14 protein-coding genes are annotated in these 16,596 nt (G+C 60.8%); 5 read left to right on the forward strand and 9 right to left on the reverse strand.

The genetic code is table 11. The features are described 5' to 3' along the window. Positions 1-113: 113 nt before the first annotated feature. The 8 genes from tssJ to tssA form a co-directional block, all read right to left on the reverse strand. Positions 114-605 carry a type VI secretion system lipoprotein TssJ gene (gene tssJ / locus M0H32_RS13955; RefSeq protein ID WP_248154982.1) on the reverse strand — a complete coding sequence of 164 codons (492 nt, stop codon included), beginning with the start codon at positions 603-605 and terminating at the stop codon, positions 114-116. Continuing rightward, on the reverse strand, positions 602-2,632 hold the full coding sequence (locus tag M0H32_RS13960) for a type VI secretion system-associated FHA domain protein (protein WP_248154984.1): 2,031 nt from the start codon (positions 2,630-2,632) through the stop codon (positions 602-604). The genes tssJ and M0H32_RS13960 overlap by 4 nt, the downstream gene beginning before the upstream one ends. Beyond that, on the reverse strand, positions 2,629-3,783 hold the full coding sequence (gene tssG / locus M0H32_RS13965; protein ID WP_248154986.1) for a type VI secretion system baseplate subunit TssG: 1,155 nt from the start codon (positions 3,781-3,783) through the stop codon (positions 2,629-2,631). Before tssG ends, M0H32_RS13960 begins: the two co-directional genes overlap by 4 nt. Beyond that, positions 3,780-5,528: a type VI secretion system baseplate subunit TssF gene (gene tssF / locus M0H32_RS13970; RefSeq protein ID WP_248154989.1), complete on the reverse strand. Its 1,749-nt coding sequence runs from the start codon at positions 5,526-5,528 to the stop codon at positions 3,780-3,782. The genes tssG and tssF overlap by 4 nt, the downstream gene beginning before the upstream one ends. A gap of 30 nt (positions 5,529-5,558) precedes the next feature. Beyond that, a complete protein-coding gene (gene tssE, locus M0H32_RS13975; RefSeq protein ID WP_248154991.1) occupies positions 5,559-5,972 on the reverse strand; it encodes a type VI secretion system baseplate subunit TssE in 414 nt (137 codons plus the stop codon). Positions 5,973-6,069: 97 nt separating this feature from the next. Then, a complete protein-coding gene (gene tssC / locus M0H32_RS13980; RefSeq protein ID WP_248154993.1) occupies positions 6,070-7,548 on the reverse strand; it encodes a type VI secretion system contractile sheath large subunit in 1,479 nt (492 codons plus the stop codon). Positions 7,549-7,603: 55 nt separating this feature from the next. Continuing rightward, complete coding sequence (gene tssB, locus M0H32_RS13985) at positions 7,604-8,122, reverse strand: type VI secretion system contractile sheath small subunit (protein ID WP_248154995.1); 519 nt, start codon at positions 8,120-8,122, stop codon at positions 7,604-7,606. 163 nt (positions 8,123-8,285) lie between these two features. Beyond that, a complete protein-coding gene (gene tssA, locus M0H32_RS13990; RefSeq protein ID WP_248154997.1) occupies positions 8,286-9,977 on the reverse strand; it encodes a type VI secretion system protein TssA in 1,692 nt (563 codons plus the stop codon). 475 nt (positions 9,978-10,452) lie between these two features. Here tssA and M0H32_RS13995 point away from each other — a divergent pair, with 475 nt between their 5' ends. Both M0H32_RS13995 and M0H32_RS14000 read left to right on the forward strand, forming a co-directional pair. Further along, positions 10,453-10,818 (forward strand): STAS domain-containing protein, encoded by a 366-nt coding sequence (locus tag M0H32_RS13995; protein WP_248154999.1) that lies wholly within the window; start codon positions 10,453-10,455, stop codon positions 10,816-10,818. A 46-nt stretch (positions 10,819-10,864) separates the two neighbouring features. Further along, complete coding sequence (locus M0H32_RS14000; RefSeq protein WP_248155001.1) at positions 10,865-11,305, forward strand: ATP-binding protein; 441 nt, start codon at positions 10,865-10,867, stop codon at positions 11,303-11,305. Positions 11,306-11,326: 21 nt separating this feature from the next. Here M0H32_RS14000 and M0H32_RS14005 read toward each other — a convergent pair whose 3' ends face one another. Next, positions 11,327-12,253, reverse strand: coding sequence for a PP2C family protein-serine/threonine phosphatase (locus M0H32_RS14005; RefSeq protein WP_248155003.1), 927 nt, complete (start codon positions 12,251-12,253; stop codon positions 11,327-11,329). A 262-nt stretch (positions 12,254-12,515) separates the two neighbouring features. Here M0H32_RS14005 and M0H32_RS14010 point away from each other — a divergent pair, with 262 nt between their 5' ends. From M0H32_RS14010 to M0H32_RS14020, 3 genes are read left to right on the forward strand one after another with little or no spacing between them, the layout of a single operon-like run. Next, positions 12,516-13,037 carry a ubiquinone biosynthesis methyltransferase UbiE gene (locus M0H32_RS14010; protein ID WP_248155005.1) on the forward strand — a complete coding sequence of 174 codons (522 nt, stop codon included), beginning with the start codon at positions 12,516-12,518 and terminating at the stop codon, positions 13,035-13,037. Beyond that, positions 13,034-14,212: a class I SAM-dependent methyltransferase gene (locus M0H32_RS14015; RefSeq protein WP_248155007.1), complete on the forward strand. Its 1,179-nt coding sequence runs from the start codon at positions 13,034-13,036 to the stop codon at positions 14,210-14,212. Before M0H32_RS14010 ends, M0H32_RS14015 begins: the two co-directional genes overlap by 4 nt. Beyond that, positions 14,209-16,596: a SpoIIE family protein phosphatase gene (locus M0H32_RS14020; RefSeq protein WP_248155009.1), complete on the forward strand. Its 2,388-nt coding sequence runs from the start codon at positions 14,209-14,211 to the stop codon at positions 16,594-16,596. Before M0H32_RS14015 ends, M0H32_RS14020 begins: the two co-directional genes overlap by 4 nt.

A 16,596-nucleotide genomic window follows, 5' to 3' on the forward strand; every position in this document is an offset into this window, starting at 1 on the left:
ATCTCCGCTGATGTTGCTCGAACCATGATTCGGCATCTAAGGCAGCTTACCGATTGCTTCGCAATTGGTAATACGAATTTCGTCCCGCTGGGCCGAAGTAGGCGTACTGTATTCTAGAATACACCGAGCCGCCGGCTGCGCAGTTTCTGTATTCGGACGGCTAGACTTGTCAGGTAAATGACAAACTCGTTTTTTTTCTCTTGCTTCAGTTCGATCGTATCGCGCCACTGTGCGGATTCAATGTCCCGGAAACTTGCGATAACCCCGATATGCGTGGCTTCCGAGGAAACGTCCCTGTTGTAATCCTGGCTCTTGCCCGGCGTCATTTCGTATTCCTGAACACCGATGAGGTCGCCGCCGAGCACCTTCTTGTCGTTGTCGGCCAGATCGAAATACTCGGCATTCTGAAAGGCGGTCACTTCCTTGAGCTGATAGACGCGCACGACAACGGGCGACGGGTCACCATTCTCGTTCGGATTGGTGTATTCGTCGGCCTGCAGCTGAACCTTGATCGGAGTCGGCGGAGGGGTTCTTGAGCAGGCGGTCAGGCCTGCAATCAGGCCGATGCCTGACACTTCAAGAAATTGCCGCCGGGATACTGTCATTTTTTTCTGTTCTCCCAGAATGTCTTGGATTGCTGGCGCGCCTGGTCTTCTTCGACCTGGACGAAGGCCTCGGCAATTGTCTGCCGGACAACAGCATCGAAATCCGCCCGCAACCGGTCATGGCGCTCCTTGGCGGCCTCGAACTTGCCGCGCCTAGAGCCAAGCCCGCGCAGGCGCAGCCCTCCGTCGTCTTCCTCACCCGCGAGGGTTTCCGGCGACAAACTCTCAAACAGCAGGCGCATGGCGCGCTGCGTCGCGGCAACCGTGAGCATGGTGTGGCTTTGCAGGTCCTTGAAGGCTTCCCTGGCAGCTTCGGACGGCGGCAGGAACCCGCCCTTGCGGGCAAACAGCATCTCGTCGATAGCCAGTTCACCGACATTGAAATGCTTGAAGGGGTTGTTTTCTTCCGGCTGGATCCGGGTCTCGTACATCCGGAACTCGGTTTTCAGCGACTTGCGCGCATTCAGCAGGCTGATCAGGCCGTTGGCCAGTTCGCGTACCATTTCGCCGGTGGCCCGGGCAATTTCCGCCTGCTCGTCCTCTGGCACATCGGCATTGGCAAAACCAAGCCCCGACAAAAGCGCCTGAAACACTTCCGATGCGGCCTCACCGCCGGCGGCAGTTCGGGCCGGCGCAGGCTTGGCCGGCAATGCGGACGCAGCAGGCGTCGGCGATGCAGCAGGCTGGGACGGCTTTGGAGAAGAAACGGGAGGTGCAGATACGGGAGGCGCAGAAACGGGGGGCGCAGAGATTGCGGGCGACATTGCAGGCATTGCCGCTGCTCCTGGCATCAAGGGCGGCGCAGGCTTTCCGGCAGGTGCAGGCGGCGGCGCCTTGGCGGCAGCCGGAGCGGCGGTGCGTGACTTGGCTTTCTGGGCCAGTTCCGCTTCGCGCTGCGCACGGCGTTTCTTCAGCGCATCAAGCGGATTGAGCGGGGCCTCCGGCGCGGGTGGCGCTGGCGGGACCGGCTGCGGCGTGCTGGAAGAGGTCGGCGGAGCGGCGGCGGGAACAGGGGCGCCGGGCAAAGGCGGCTCCACAGGCGCAGAAATCGGCGCCGGAGATCCGAGGCCGAAATCGATATTGTCGGGAATGGTCGCCGGCGCGGGGGTGCCCGCGCTCGCCGGAGCTGCCGGCATCAAGGTGGCATGGTCCGGCAGGGACGTCGTCTGTCCGCTGGGCGCGCCGGTGAAGGCAGCGCTTGGAGCGCCGCCGAGCCCCGCCAGAAAATCCTCAGGGATGACATTGCCGGAACCCGCAGCGGGCGAGAGGGGGGCTGCCGGGGCCGGCGTCAGGGGAACGGCCGCTGGCGCTGGCGGTTGCACGGGCGGGGCTGCCTGCGGTGTCGGCTGAAGCGGCATTCCGGGCAGGATCTGTGTCGGTTGTGCCGGCGTCATCATCGGGGCCTGACCAGTCGCAGGCTGCGCGGACGTCTGCACAGTCGGTGCCGTGCTGCCCTGAAACCGGGTCGTATCATGGGGAGACGGCGGAACCTGGGGCGCTGAGAAGGACACGGGCTCCGGGATCAGATCCTGCATCTGCACCGATGCCACAGGTGCCAGGGTTTCCGGTTCGCCGCCACCCAGATGGTCGAGCGGATCCAGGGAGGTGTTTTTCGGCAGGCTGGCTCCGGACGTGTCGATCCTGAGCGGGGTCGCCACCGCCGGCCTGCCCGAGCTGGGCCGCGCCGCCGCGAAGGGATTGGTCTGCGTGGCCTGACCGCTTTGAATGCTGTCCACGCGGATCTGGTAGGGACCGGCGCGGAATTTCATGCCCGGCGACAGGCTGACGGCCTTGCCGCGGCCGATCGCGGCGGACTGGCCTTCCAGGAAAGTGCCGTTGGTGCTTTCGTCGACCAGAATAAAGGCGTCGTTCTGGTAGAGGATGCAGGCATGGACGGAGGACAGATGGCGGTCCTGGTCCGGCAGCACCCAGTCGCATTTCCGGGAGCGCCCGAACGCGCCGCCATTCGGCCCGAACCGGTGCTGGGACCCGATCGTTTCACAAACAAGAATGAGAGTAGCCGTCATGCCGTAACTGATGTCTTGTCTGAGGACGACGCGTGTTCAACGGGGAAAACGCCGATCGGTCCGCCCATCCCCGCCGGCGCAACGAATCCCTGATTTTCATCGGGAACGGTACCGCTTGGCCGCGCTGGCGCCAAGTGGACATTGTTTTCTAGATTGGCGTTTTCACCATCTGAAAGCCAAAGATTGTTTCCCAATCTTGCTGAACCCAGCTGACCGGCCTGTATCGTCTCCTGCTGGTAGCTGAATTCCAGGTCCCAGTCGATCGGATCCCGGACGATCATGGCGAGCAGATCGACCAGAACGGCATGTTTTTCACCGTTCGGCAGAAAGGCCTGCAAAACGTCGTAGGGGGCCGGACCGATGCGCAGCCGGAATTTGCCGAGATCGTCCTCAACCTCTTCGCCGAGAACCATGTCCCCGCCCAGAATTGTGTTGTGAATGCCCAGTTCCATGCGAGCCTCGGGCGGGATTTCCACGGTACGGGTAATGAATTCGATAATCTCGAAGGGCAGATCGAAATAGCTGGACAACAGCGAGGCGATCGCGTCCGGCGAATTGGAGTAATGCGACATCAGGCCGACATGCGGCAGGATGGCGGTCCGGGGCACGTTGCCGAGCTGTGCGCGGTCGTCGACGGGAAAGCCGCACAGCGCCAGGAAACACTGCGATGTTGCGTCGAGACCGTGCTCCTCGAAGCGCACGAAATGCCGGGACTTCTGCCACATGCTGTGAAGCAGCGAGATGAACCGGTGATTGAACAGGTCGAGCAGATCTTCCAGCGAAGACGGCGTTTCGTCCCGTTCGATGATCCGCTCGGTCACGTAAGGCGGCAGGGGCGAGGCCGGTCCGTAGAGGCCAAAGAAATTCACCCTGACGTCATAGAGACCTTTTTCCGGATCATAGTCGATGCTGGAAACATCGCTCGGTCCGAAGCTCAGCGATCTGGTGGCGCGAAACCGCAGGACTTCCTTTTCCGGATCATGGCCAGGCCCCATATGGCGCACTTCGGGATGCAGCAGCCCGATCAGGTAAAGTGCCTGAAAGAACTGTGTGCGCGCCAATTTGCCGACAAGCATCGCGTCCGGCGGAGGCTGGTCCTCTGCCTGGTCCTGGGGAGGCTGATCCTGGGTCTGGGGCGGTTGCTCGCTCATACCAGATGCGCGTCCCCCGAAGACGGTTTCCAGCGGTGAATGACATTGGCATCCGTGCCGATCACAGTCAGCTGGTGCAGGCTGTTGATGCTGGCATAGGATTTCAGGAACCGGTCCAGAACCGTGCCGAAGAGATAGAGTTCGGCCTCGCCGCCAAGCGCCGTCTCCGACAGGGACAGGACGATTTCATAGGCGCGGGTCGGACGTCCCTGGCGGAAGATGTCGACCGCGCGCCGTTCGAATTTCTGGAAATTCTGCAGGAGAAGCTCGCGCTGCAGCGCGGCCTGCTTGTCGATATAGGCCCGGAAGTCATAGGCCCCGACCACGGTCTTCAGGGCTTCCACGTCGATTAGGGAGGCGTAGTTGCGCGACAGGTTCGCGATCAGCGTCCACAGAACCTGATTGTCGAGCGGTGGCGGCACCTCGGACAGGATCGGCGTGATGTTGCGGAATTGCAGTTTGGCGGGTGTGGAGGAGGTCGGCTGGTTGACGGTGCCGACGCCGAAACGCGCCGCGTGCTCGCCATTGGAACACAGCAGCTGAAGTGAAACCGTTTCCGTCGGCGGCAGGCCGTTTTCATTCAGCCGGGTGACAAAGGAAATATAGTGATCGACGCCGTTGCCGAGCACCGACGGCCTGATGCCCGTCCGGTAATAGAGCTTGTCCTCCTCCTGGGAGGCGCTGTCATGGGAGAAGGATTCGAACGACTGGTAATTGACCTTGCGGCTTGAGCCCTGCACCCAGCCGGTGACGCCGGTGACGTGATGCACGCTGAACATGGCCCGGTTGCCGGATGACCGCACCGGGTATTCGGTGCGGTCATGGGCGACATGCAGCGCCTGCCCTTCCGTTTCGAACAGATTGATCGCCGGGACGGTATTGACCGCAATGGCGTCCTTGGTGATGCGGTCCTGGTTGGCGAATTTCTGGCGGAAATTGAACACCAGCTCAAAATCGTCCACGGGCTGGTCGGCAAACGCCTCCAGGCCGTGCAGCCGGACATACATGAACTTGTCCGGGCAGGAGAAATACTCCTGCATGATGCGGAAGCCGTCAAAGGCGCCGTCCGGATAGGGCAGGGTCGCCTGGTCCCGTGCGAACCCGATCGGCTCGACCCGGATGGTGGAGCGCACCGGCTGGCCCTTGGCGGGCACGAAATCCACGGAGATCAGCCGGTCGCACAGCTGCAGGTAAAGCTGACGGGACAGGCTGACATCGTTGCTCGCTCCCAGGAACAGCTGCAACGGCCCTTCGGCCAGAGCGCGCAGGTTGTTGCCGGCGGTCTTGCGGAAGCCGAGCGTCAGCTTGGCGCTGTCGCGGCGGTTCTCAAGCTCCGAGCTGGTCAGCTCGATGGGCAGCACCCTCAGGGCGCAGCGCGTCTGAAACCGGACCGCCGTTCCCTCCAGCGGACTGGTCTGGATATAGGTGCCGCGCGGCACGTTGGTCGACAGGTCCGCCGATTCGGCGACCGGCTTGAACGCAACATGGGTGATCGGCGGAACCGGGCGCAGATAATGCGGCCAGACGAGTTTCAGCAGATTGAGCGCGACCTCGGGCATCTCCGCGTCGAGCCGCTGTCGCAGGCGCCCGACCAGAAAGGCAAAGCCTTCCATGAGCCGTTCGACGTCGGGATCAATCGGGTCTTCGGACAGGAATTTAGACAGGCGCGGATTGGCCTTGGCAAACACCCGGCCCATTTCCTTCAGGTAGTTCAGTTCGTCGCGATAGTAGGAATTGATCGCCATGCCCGGTAGGTGCCCTTGTGCCGGTTGGTATTAAGCGCTGACCCGGATCTGTCCGCTGTTGTCGAGAATGGAATCGAACCGGACCCGCTTGCGGCTGCCGCCCAGATCCAGTTCCGCTTCCACGTTGAATATGAAATCGAGCGGCCGTTCGGGATCTTCGACGGCGCGCACGATCGGATTGCGCAGCCGCGGCTCGTAGTCCCGGATCTGACGCTCGATGTTCCGGCAGATTTCGGAGGCCGTGTCCTTGTGGGAGCGCGAAATCGAATTGAAGTCGGTCAGGCCGTAATCGGGGCAGGTCTCGCAGCAGCCCGCGGTGCTGTTGAGCAGGATGCGCAGATCCTCCAGCACGCTTTCCAGAACCGCGGCCTCGAATTCATCCGCGTTCCGGTAATGCGAGCCGGTCTCGTCGTTTTCGAGCCGCTGAAACAAACTCACCGCCATCCGGCAAGCCTCCCCATCCAAGCAGAACAAGTGCCGGTCCCGAGAAAGTTCCCGGGCCGGCACCTGTTAGAGTTCCGTTTCCGTGATCCGCAAGGGATCAGGACTTGTCCAGCTTGCCCTTCAGGGACAGCGTGAAGTCCGCGCCCATATATTTGAAGTGCGGCTGAACGGCCATGGAAACGCTGTACCAGCCCGGTTCGCCCTCGACATCCGACACGTTGATCTCGGCCTTGCGCAGCGGACGGCGGGAGCGGACATCGGCGGACGGGTTGTCCTGGTCGGACACATACTGCCGGATCCACTTGTTGAGCTCGGCCTCGAGCTCGCCGCGGTCCTTCCAGCTGCCGATGTTCTCGCGCTGCAGCACCTTGATGTAGTGCGCCAGGCGGTTGATGATCATCATGTAGGGCAGCTGCGTGCCGAGCTTGTAGTTCAGCTCCGCGTCCTTGCCTTCCGGCGAGTTGCCGAAGAATTTCGGCTTCTGTACCGAGTTGGCGGAGAAGAAGGCCGCGTTGTCGCTGCCCTTGCGCATGGTCAGCGAGATGAAGCCCTGTTCGGCCAGCTCGTATTCCTTGCGGTCGGACACCAGCACTTCAGTCGGGATCTTCGACTGCAACTGGCCCATGGACTCGAACGTGTGCACCGGCAGGTCCTCGACAGCGCCGCCGGACTGCGGGCCGATGATGTTCGGGCACCAGCGGTACTTGGCGAAACTGTCGGTGAGCTTGGTCGCCAGAGCGAAGGAGGCGTTGCCCCACAGGTAGTTGTCGCTCTTGCCCTCGGCCTCTTCCTCATAGTTGAAGGCCTTGACCGGTGCGGTTTCCGGACCGTAGGGCGTGCGCAGCATGAAGCGCGGCATGGCGAGCGCGAAATAGCGGCTGTCTTCCGATTCGCGGAAGGAATTCCACTTCGCGTATTTCGGACCTTCGAAGATCGATTCCATGTCCTTGAGGTTCGGAATTTCCTCAAAGCTGTCCACGCCGAACATGGACGGCGCCGCGGCCGCGATGAATGGAGCGTGCGACATGGAGCCGACGCTGGCGCAATACTGGGCCAGCTTGATGTCCGGTGCGTTCGGGCCAAAGTCGTAGTTGGTGACAACAGCGCCGACCGGCTGACCGCCGAACTGGCCGTATTCGGCCGTATAGATGTGCTTGTAGAGGCCCGACTTGACCACTTCCGGGCTGTCCTCGAAATCCTCCAGAAGCTCATCCTTCGAGACGCTCATCATCTCGACCTTGATGTTCTGGCGGAAATCGGTCCGGTCGATGACGAATTTCAGGCTGCGCCACGCGGATTCCAGTTTCTTGAAATCGTCGTGATGCAGGATCTGGTCGACCTGCTTGGACAGCTTCTGATCGATCTCGGCGATCATCATGTCGACCGCCGCGCCGTTGACCTGGCCACCGGCCGAAGGTTTCAGCAGCTCGGAGATGAATGCGGCCACGCCTTTTTTGGCAACGTCATAACCTTCGTCGGCGGGGGTGAGTTTGGTCTCCTGAAGGATCTGATCCAGAAGAGACGCGTCGAGCTCCTCGGTCTGGGCCGCGCCTTGCTGTGCGTCAGTGTCTGTCATGTTTCAATCTCGTCAGCTAGAAATTCGGAAAGGCTGCAAGGGTCCTTGGGACCGGTCACTCGGACGTTTCGTCACCGCCGGTCGCATTGGTCAGCTCCGCCAGAAGCCTGTCGCGTGCGGCTTCGTCACCCAGAACGCCCTGAATGGCCTTGCGGAACGCCGGAACGTTGCCCAGCGGCCCCTTGAGCGCGACCAGGGCTTCGCGAAGCTCCAGCAGCTTGTTCAGTTCGGGCGTCTGACGGACGATCGATTCCGGCGTGAAATCGTTCAGGTTCTGGAAATTCAGCGAGACCGACAGATTTTCCGGCTCTTCGCCTTCTTCCTGGTCGACCAGCTTGTTTTCCGTGGCCAGATCCAGCTTGAGTTCATGACTCTTCATGACCTCATTGAAATTGTCTTTGTTGATGTTGATGAGGTTGCGGTCCTCGACCGGCGTATCGTCTGGACGCAGCGTGTAGTCACCCAGCACCACCATTTTCAGCGGCAGCTCGATTTCCTCTTTGGCATCACCTGTTGCCGGTTTGTATTTGATGTTCACCCGTTCCTTGGGTGCGACCGAAGATTCTTTTGACATGATGTCCCCCGTGGTCAGACCGGCTATCAAGCGCAGGAAAAATCCTGATGCGCCCTTTGGTCTCGAACTCAGTTATTTCCCGTTCAGTTCCTACTTTGACTGTGTGTCAGTTCTGTTTAGATGGCTGAGAATTTTGGTATTTCTACTTAAGGACACGTTAAGACTACTTCCGTCCCGTCAACTCCGCCGCCGCCCCTACGTCCAGCAAGGACAGCGTTTCCATGACGCTGACCCGCACCTGTAGGGCTTCAGTGTCAGGCAGGAACTGTTTCGCATTTTTGTGGCCGAGGCTCTGCCAGGAGAGTCGCGCGAGCGCGACCGCAAGTTCCGGCTCCCAGTGTGCCAGATCACGTTCCGTAGCGATAGCCCGCAGCGAACTGAGCAGGGCAAAAAGCGGTTGAATCAGTTCAAAACGCAGGCAGAACTCGCCGATTTTCAGCTGTGTCTTGAACCACTCGCGGCCGGAACCGCGCGCCGACAGATAATCCTTGAGCAACGTCAGGCCCGCCATGGTCTTGCCGGCGAGCGCCAGCCCGACGGCCTCGGAGAAGGCGCGATCCAGCTCCGAACTGCCGCCGCCACCGCCGCCTTCACCGCCCGCCTGGACCTCCTGTGCGATCCAGTCCTTGGTCTCCACACTGGCAAAAGCGGTGCCGTCGCTGAAGGTGAGGTCAGAAATATTCGGAAACCGTTTAATGAAGCTCGACAGCTCTCCGACCACCAGCCTGTGGGCGGCGGCATAGGCATCGCCCGCCTCCTGCATGGCGGCGGCAAGATGAAATTGCGCATCGAGCCAGAAGGGCGAGGCGATGAAGGCGGATTCGGCCGACTTGATCAGGCCCTCGAAATTGCCGGCTCCCTTGAGCGCCGCAAGCTCTGAAATCTTGGCCTTTTGAGGCGGTGGCAGCGCGGTCTTGCAGTCGTTGCTCGGCGGCAGCGCCTCGACCCGGCCCCATAGGGCGAACCGCGCGGCATAATAGCCCCGGGCGTCGGTGGGCGCCTGCTGGCGGATGGCGGTCGCCGCCTTGGTCGCGGCATTGAAGACGGCCTGGATGGCGGCGGTCGTGTTGGAGGTATCGACCGCGATTTCGGCTGCCGGAGCCGCTGCGGGCTGTGGCGCCTGCGCCGCGGCGGCGGCGGGCGCTGGTGCGGGAGGAGGAGGAGCGGCGGCGGGGGCCGCTTCGGCGGGGGCTGCCTCGTCCGGCGCCGGGTCGGCCGCAGGTTGTGCCGGTTCCTCCGGTGCGGCGGCGGCGTCCGCGGCTTTTTTGGCTTCCTCCAGCGCCGCCTTGGCGTCTTTGGCGTAAGGCCGCAGGGCGCGGACCAGCGGTCCCAGCGCGACCTGCGTCTTGGTCATCTTTTGCTCGAGCGCATTGTCCAGTTCCAAAAGCGCATCGTGGGCGATGTAGATTTCGCTGTTGAACTCGCCGTTCGGGTTCCTGGCCTCGACCATCGGAGCCAGTTTTTCGGCCAGCCAGTCATAGGCGCCGGCCCTGCCCCGTTCGCGCCGGACCGGCGGGATCATCGTGTCCCAATGGGTTTCGGACATGTCGCGCAGGATAATCAATCCCGTGGCGAGGCCCGGGTAACCCTCTTCGACAAACAGACCGAAGGCAAGGCGGGTTGCCAGGACGAGGTCCTTGGACGTCGTCTGCAACACTTTGACGGTGTCTTCGTTGAGTTGCTTCCACTTGACCGCGTTCGGTCCACCGGTCTCCATCTTGCGGAATTCGGCTTCCAGCTCCTCGAATTCCGGAGAATCGCGGAATTCCTCCTGCGCGTCGGGGTTTTCAAGCGCCGCGCGGCCCACCTCGGCTCTTGGGTCGTCGAGTGTTGCCAAAGCGTCGTCATCGGCCATAGGGGCACTCCGGATGAAGGGAACACGCAGTACAGCTCTAGGCCGTGTGGACGAATTGGTTTCGGGCGTGGCGCGTGTCACATTTGGGTTGTGAGTAGGAGGAAAGCGAAGCCCGTATCGATATACGGGCGAGCTTTCCGACACCCTCATTACCCAAATGTGCCGCGTCCTTCCATGATTTGAGAAGAGTTTGTCCATTTCTGCGTCGCAAAACCTTGAAAGGGGAAGACCCTTTCTGTGGTTTCGCTCCTTGAACTGGACAATCTCTTCTCAAACCACGCTCCAAAGCAATTCGTCCACACGGCCTAAATAACTATACTGATTCGCTCTCCCGTAGCGTTTCAGGTGTGACACCTTTATAAAATGTACAGCATTCCGGCCCAATTTGGTCGCAATACCGCGAATCGGGCCAACAGCACAGGCTGAGGGCATCGGGCCCCTTTTACATCGCCTCGTGCGCATCCGGGAACAGGCAATGACCGCTGAAGTGGCAGAAATCACCATCAATCATGTAACGGAAGGTGGGCTCGCAATTGTGCGCCCCTCAGGCAAGCTGGACACCTTGAGCGCGAAGACGTTCGAAACCTACCTGAAGGAACTTGTGGATCAGAAGGCTGGAACCCTGTTGGTCGACATGGCCGAGGTCGATTACGTCACCAGTTTCGGTCTGCGGTCCCTGCTGATCATCGCCAAGCAACTGGCGCCGTCCGGAGACAAGCTGATCCTGTTTCAGGTGAACCCGTCCGTGGTCGATGTGCTGAAGATATCCGGGTTTTTGAAAATCCTCACGGTGGTCGACACGCTGGATGCCGCCAAGCAGCTGGCGGGTCCGGCGGGCTGAGTGCCTTTTTGCCGTGACCGACAGCCGACCGACGAGGCACCGAACCGTGGAACATGCCGAAACAGTAATCGTTCGAAACGACCTCGCCGACCTGCCTGCGGTCTACGCGGCCCTCGAGGGTTTTGCCGCGGACACCGGCTTGGCAGACGGCGTGCGCCGGACGCTATTGCTGGTCGTCGAGGAACTGTTCAGCAACACGGTGTCCTACGGCTACCCGGAGGGGACGGCCGACGAGATCACAGTCTCGGCAGCCCTTGGTCCCGATCATGTCGAACTGACCCTGACCGACAGAGCCATGCCTTTCGACAGCGCTGCGGCCCCCGCCGTGCCGGATGCCTCAGAGTCGGTCGATCTCAAGGTGGTCGGAGGCCTCGGCCTGTTTCTCGTGCATCAGCTTGCAGAGGAGGTCAGGCATGAACGGACGGGTGACACCAACCGGACGATCGTGCGGGTCGCGCGGACGGCCGACGCAGAGGCCGACACCTGAAGGCCCAAACGCCCAAACGCTTTAGAACGTGAATTCCATCATCGAAAAATCGTCCGGAAGCGGCGATTCGTGGTGGAAATCGGCCAGCCAGTCGTAGATCGCCTTGGGCACCGGGCCGGTGACGGACCGGGTCTTGTCGGCGAGCTGGGCCCAGGTCAGCGTGGCGCCGGTCTCGTCTTCGATTTCATAGGTGCCGTCGCTGATCACCAGCAACTTGTCGCCCGGCTGAAGCTGGAACGACCCGCCGTCGAAGGGCATGTCCGCCATGGCACCGATCACCATGCCGTCCGGCGTACCCAGACTGGTGACCTCGATGCCTCCCGGTGCGGCACGCAGGTGAATGGCGGCCGGATGACCGCCGGACGCATAGGACAGAGTGCCGGTCGAGCGCTCATAGACACCGTACCAGATGGTGAAGAACATGTTGTTCTGCCGTTCCATCGGGAAGGCATTGTTGAGTTTTGCCAGAACGTCCGACGGATTTTTGAAATCCGTGCTGGCCAATGCGTTGGCGCGTAAAACGTTGATGATGGCGACCGACAACAGGGCCGCGCCGACACCATGGCCGCAGACATCGATCAGGTAGATCGCGAAATGATCCGCGTCCAGGTCGTGATAGCCGAACGAATCGCCGCCCAGCTCCGTGGAGGGCACCAGCAGCCAGTCCGCCTGCGGGGCTGCGGCACGTTTTTCCGGCAGGATCGAATGGACGTAGTTGCCGGCGTCGCGCAACTCTGATTCGAGCCGTTCCTGGGTGCGGGTCAGGAGTATATTGTATTCGGCCAGCTGGTCCTCGACGGCTTCGCCATGGTCGATGGTGGCCTCGTAAAGCAGCTTGAGATCCTCGTGTTCGGCGCGCAAATCCTCAAGTTCCTTGCGCAGCAGAGCGAGTTCCGTTTCTGGATTTTCCGGAGAGGAAGCGGTGCCGAATGTGTTGCTGCTGGTCATTTTCTACTCATGGTGCCCGTTCGGACGCAGGGGAAGTCCCGGGAGGGCTTACCCCAAGTGCAGGTGGCATTGCCATATTAATCAAGCAGAAATCATCGGAGCAATCACTGTTGTAATCTCCTTGTTAATGAGCGACACCGTATTGTTAAATACATGAATTATCGATGACACGAGTGATTTCGGCCGTAATTTCCGTATTCTTAGTATAACTGTGGGACGCCGCGACCAAGGTGCGATGGATTACGCCAACGGGGGAATAAAAATGCAGGCAGCTTCTGAAGGCATGTCACCAAATTCCGATTTGCCGCAGATGATTCACCTGGACCTGGACATCAAGGAATTCTGCTCCGACTGGACGCATTGTGACCTGATGTCAGGCTACCTGGCCCGCATGGTCTGCCACAACCGGCTGGACTCGCTGTTGTTTTCCAATCTCTATTCGTCGGCGCTGAATGAGCTCCTGGAAGCCGTTTACAGGACACACGGTGTCAGCGGAAAATTGGAATGTGTCGTTCAGCGCCGAGGCAATCTGGACCGGATCATCCTGACCTTCCCGGCGGATGACGAGACCTACCGTGTCTATGAGGAGGCCATCGGCAAGGTCAATGCCGACAATGCGGAAGCGCTTTATCTGGAGGCTCTCTTTGCCGATCAGGAGCCGGGCGCCAGCCTCGGCCTCCTGGAGCTTGGTGTCGACTACGACGCAAAGCTAGCCATCGGCAGATGTGAAGACGGCCGGATGCGGCTGACGGCGGACCTTGCGCTTGAGGACGAAACAGAATGATCGCGGAGAAAATGACTCAAGCGTTCCAGTGGACCTATAACGAGAACGATCAGGAATTCTCGTTGCACGGCAGCCTGCGCCCGCAACGGGCGGACGAGCTGAGCAACTGCATCTCGGCGCTGGAACAGTCCGTTTCGAATGTCAGCGGGATGTTTTACGTCAATGTCCGGCGTCTGGTGCGCATGAACAATGTCGCCTTCCATGCCCTTGGCTGCAAGATCCTGGATCTGGTCCGCACCCGCACCGATCTGAAGGTGCATGTCACGACCTCCAGCGTGGTCGGCTGGGCAACCAGGAAGTTCGCCGTCCTGGAAACCATGTCCGACAAGATCACGGTCAGCGAGTACGACAACGAGTTTTATCCGGGCCAGTCCTTTGTCGAGGACAGCGCGTTCATTCATGTCCTGCGCACCCAGACCAAGCTGACCTGGCGCCACGAAAAAGACCTTCTGGCCAAGCACGGGCTGAAGCCGGGCATGCAGGTGGCCGATATCTGCTGCGGCATCGGCGATTTTGCCGTGCTGCTGCAAAAGGAATTCGCGCCGGACAGGCTGGTCGCGCTCGATCACTCCCGGGCAAGCCTCGATTACGCGCGGCGCGTGGCCTCCGACTTCGGCGTTCGCGGGATCGACTATGTCTTCGGCGATGCCGCCGACATGCTGCTGGAAGACAACCAGTTCGACTTTGTCACTTGCCGGCATTCCCTGCAGGTCTTCGACCGGCCCGAGCGGATCCTCAAGGAGCTGTTCCGCATCTGCAAGCCGGGCGGCCGGGTCTATGTCACCAACGAGAAGAATTCTCATTGCCTGGGCGAACCGCGCGGCGAATCGATCCAGTGGACCTACACGGAGGTCGCCAAGCTCTGGCACCATTTCGACATGGATATCGAAATCGGCCCGAAGAGCCGACGCCTGCTGATTGAGGGCGGCTTCGAGGATGTCTCCATTGGCTCGTTCATGGTCACCAACACGGATGGCAACCCGCAGGACTTCGCGGATGTCATCGAGTCCTGGAAGAAGCTCTTCGCGGACACGATGGCGACCCAAAGAGGCGACGATGAAGCCTTCAAGGAGAAGTTCGCCAAAGGGTTCGACGATCATATCTTCGCGGCGCTGCATCCCAAGGGTTATGCCGGCTGGCCGATCTGGGTGGCATCGGGGCGCAAGCCGCTATGAGTACGCCTCCGTCCACCCTTCCGCAGAACGACACCAAGATCGGGCGCTTTTCCCTGCGCAGCTTCCGGGCGAAATTCATGCTCGTTGTCGGCGCGGCGGTCCTGTTCGACCTGGCCCTGGCCGGCGGCATCGGCATCTGGAACGTGCAGCGCCTGTCCAAGGATGCGACAGAACAGGTCGGTGAGGGCCTGACCACCGCCACCGAGGACTATCTGCAGACCTATATCGACACGACCGCGTTCCGCGCCGATCTCCTGATTGAACGGGTGCATTCGGAACTGGCGACGCTGGCCTCGACCATGCAGACCCTGATCGACCATCCCGAGATAGAGACGGCGGTTGGCAACACCATCAGCGCCAGTCCCGATTTCTCCTCACCGCTCGAATATGACGCGGCCGGCGGCTGGGCGCAGAACGAAGAGGGCGTGCCCTCCGCTGTCAGCGTCTGGGGTTATCTGCTCGACGAAAACAAGCAGCCCATTCCAAAGGCGGAGGAAGAGGTCAAGAAAAGCTCCTTCCTGAGCCTGGTCGGCCCGTCCATGATGGAGACCGGGGCGCCGAAGCTGCAGATCTATTATGTCGGGCCCAAAGACGCCTCGATCATGCGCGCCACACCCTATTCGGAACAGGCGCAGACCTTCGATCTGCTCTATCCCGGCCACAATGAAGGCCCGAATTTCTGGGACTTCTTCTTCCCCGGCGTTTACGAGGGCTGGCAGGAATGGATCAAGGATCCGGCTTCCAAGCCGGTGGAATCCAACATCGTCACCACCGCGCCCTATATCGATGCCATCACCGGCGAGCTGATCGTCAGCTTCTTCCACCCGCTATGGACCCAGGACCGCAAGGACCTGGCCGGCATGGTCGCGGTCGACATCACGCTGGAACAGCTGACCTCGCTGGTGGAAAGCCTGGAGATCTCAGAAACCGGCTTCGGTTTCCTGGTGATGTCGGACGGCAATGTCGTGGCCACCAACGAGGCCGGCGAGAAGACGCTCGGTCTTGTCTCCAGCGACGTCGCGGGCCAGGGCGTGACCGGCGTGAACCGGAACCTGAAACAGAGCAGCCAGCCGGCCATTGCCTCGCTGGATCTCACCGACACCAGCGCGACCAATATCAAGCATATCTTCCTTGCCCATGACGGCGAGGAGACGCCGCATCTGGTGGTGTTGAAGCAGCTCAACCCGACCAATCTCTGGGATGGCGAAGGCATCACCAAGGAAACCATGACGCTCGGCTTCGTGGTCTCCGAACGGGTGATCTACCAGTCGCTGATCGATGCCACCAACAACATATCCGATGCAACGGCGCGCATCCTGAACTACCAGGTGATCGCCTTCATCGTCAGTATTTTCGTGGTGTTTATCGCCGTCTACGCCATTTCCGGCCGAATCACCAAGGGCCTGTCCCAGCTGGCCGACGCCGCACGTGCGCTGCAGAACAAGGACTATTCGGTGCGTGTCGCCATCCCGACGAGGGACGAGGTCGCCGCGGTGGGGCTGGCCTTCAACAACATGGCCGAGGAAATCAGCTATCACACGGAGAATCTCGAAAACCTCGTCGAGGAACGGACCAAGAAGCTGGAGACCGCCAACCGCGAGATCGTGGCGCTCAACACCCGTCTGAAATCGGAGAACCTCCGGCTTGGCGCGGAACTCGATGTCGCCAAGCGCATCCAGGAAATGGTCCTGCCACGGCGCAGTGAGCTGGAAGTCATCCCGGAGATCGAGATCGCGGCCTTCATGGAACCGGCCGACGAAGTCGGCGGCGACTATTACGACGTCCTCTTTGACGGTGCCCATATCAAGGTCGGCATCGGCGACGTCACCGGCCACGGCCTGGAGAGCGGCGTTCTGATGCTGATGGTGCAGTCGGTCGCCCGGGCGTTGCAGGAGCAGGGCGATCCGGACCCGATTGCCTTCCTCGACGTGCTCAACCGGGCCGTCTACAAGAACATCGCCCGGACCAAGTCGGACAAGCATCTGACGCTCGCCTTTGTCGATTACGAAAACGACAAGGTGACCCTGTCCGGGCAGCACGAAGAGGTGCTGATCATCCGGGCCAATGGCGACATCGAACGCATCGACACGATGGATCTCGGCTTCCCCGTCGGCCTGGAGGCCGATATCTCGCCCTTTGTCGCGACCCTGGAACTGGATTTCGGCCCCGACGACATCCTGGTCCTGCACACGGACGGCATCACCGAGGCGGAAAACGAGAACGGCGACATGTACGGGCTCGACCGGCTGAGCGATTGCGCCCAGGAAAACCGCGAAAATTCGGCCAAGGGGATTGCCGAAGCGGTCATAAATGATGTCAAGTCGCATATTGGCAATTACAAAGTATTTGATGACATCACGCTTGTTGTCTTGAAGCATAGGTAG

Source organism: Roseibium sediminicola (genome assembly GCF_023156505.1).
GTDB classification, from domain to species: Bacteria; Pseudomonadota; Alphaproteobacteria; order Rhizobiales; family Stappiaceae; genus Roseibium; species Roseibium sediminicola.

Bases quoted from the DNA above. Each gene is read 5' to 3' on its own strand.
- tssE (WP_248154991.1), bottom strand. From the start codon at position 5,972: ATGGCGGTGAGTTTGTTTCAGCGGCTCGAAAACGACGAGACCGGCTCG.
- tssB (WP_248154995.1), bottom strand. From the start codon at position 8,122: ATGTCAAAAGAATCTTCGGTCGCACCCAAGGAACGGGTGAACATCAAA.
- M0H32_RS14015 (WP_248155007.1), top strand. From the start codon at position 13,034: ATGATCGCGGAGAAAATGACTCAAGCGTTCCAGTGGACCTATAACGAG.
- M0H32_RS14010 (WP_248155005.1), top strand. From the start codon at position 12,516: ATGCAGGCAGCTTCTGAAGGCATGTCACCAAATTCCGATTTGCCGCAG.
- M0H32_RS14005 (WP_248155003.1), bottom strand. From the start codon at position 12,253: ATGACCAGCAGCAACACATTCGGCACCGCTTCCTCTCCGGAAAATCCA.
- M0H32_RS13995 (WP_248154999.1), top strand. From the start codon at position 10,453: ATGACCGCTGAAGTGGCAGAAATCACCATCAATCATGTAACGGAAGGT.
- tssF (WP_248154989.1), bottom strand. From the start codon at position 5,528: ATGGCGATCAATTCCTACTATCGCGACGAACTGAACTACCTGAAGGAA.
- tssJ (WP_248154982.1), bottom strand. From the start codon at position 605: ATGACAGTATCCCGGCGGCAATTTCTTGAAGTGTCAGGCATCGGCCTG.
- M0H32_RS13960 (WP_248154984.1), bottom strand. From the start codon at position 2,632: ATGACGGCTACTCTCATTCTTGTTTGTGAAACGATCGGGTCCCAGCAC.
- M0H32_RS14020 (WP_248155009.1), top strand. From the start codon at position 14,209: ATGAGTACGCCTCCGTCCACCCTTCCGCAGAACGACACCAAGATCGGG.
- tssA (WP_248154997.1), bottom strand. From the start codon at position 9,977: ATGGCCGATGACGACGCTTTGGCAACACTCGACGACCCAAGAGCCGAG.
- tssG (WP_248154986.1), bottom strand. From the start codon at position 3,783: ATGAGCGAGCAACCGCCCCAGACCCAGGATCAGCCTCCCCAGGACCAG.
- tssC (WP_248154993.1), bottom strand. From the start codon at position 7,548: ATGACAGACACTGACGCACAGCAAGGCGCGGCCCAGACCGAGGAGCTC.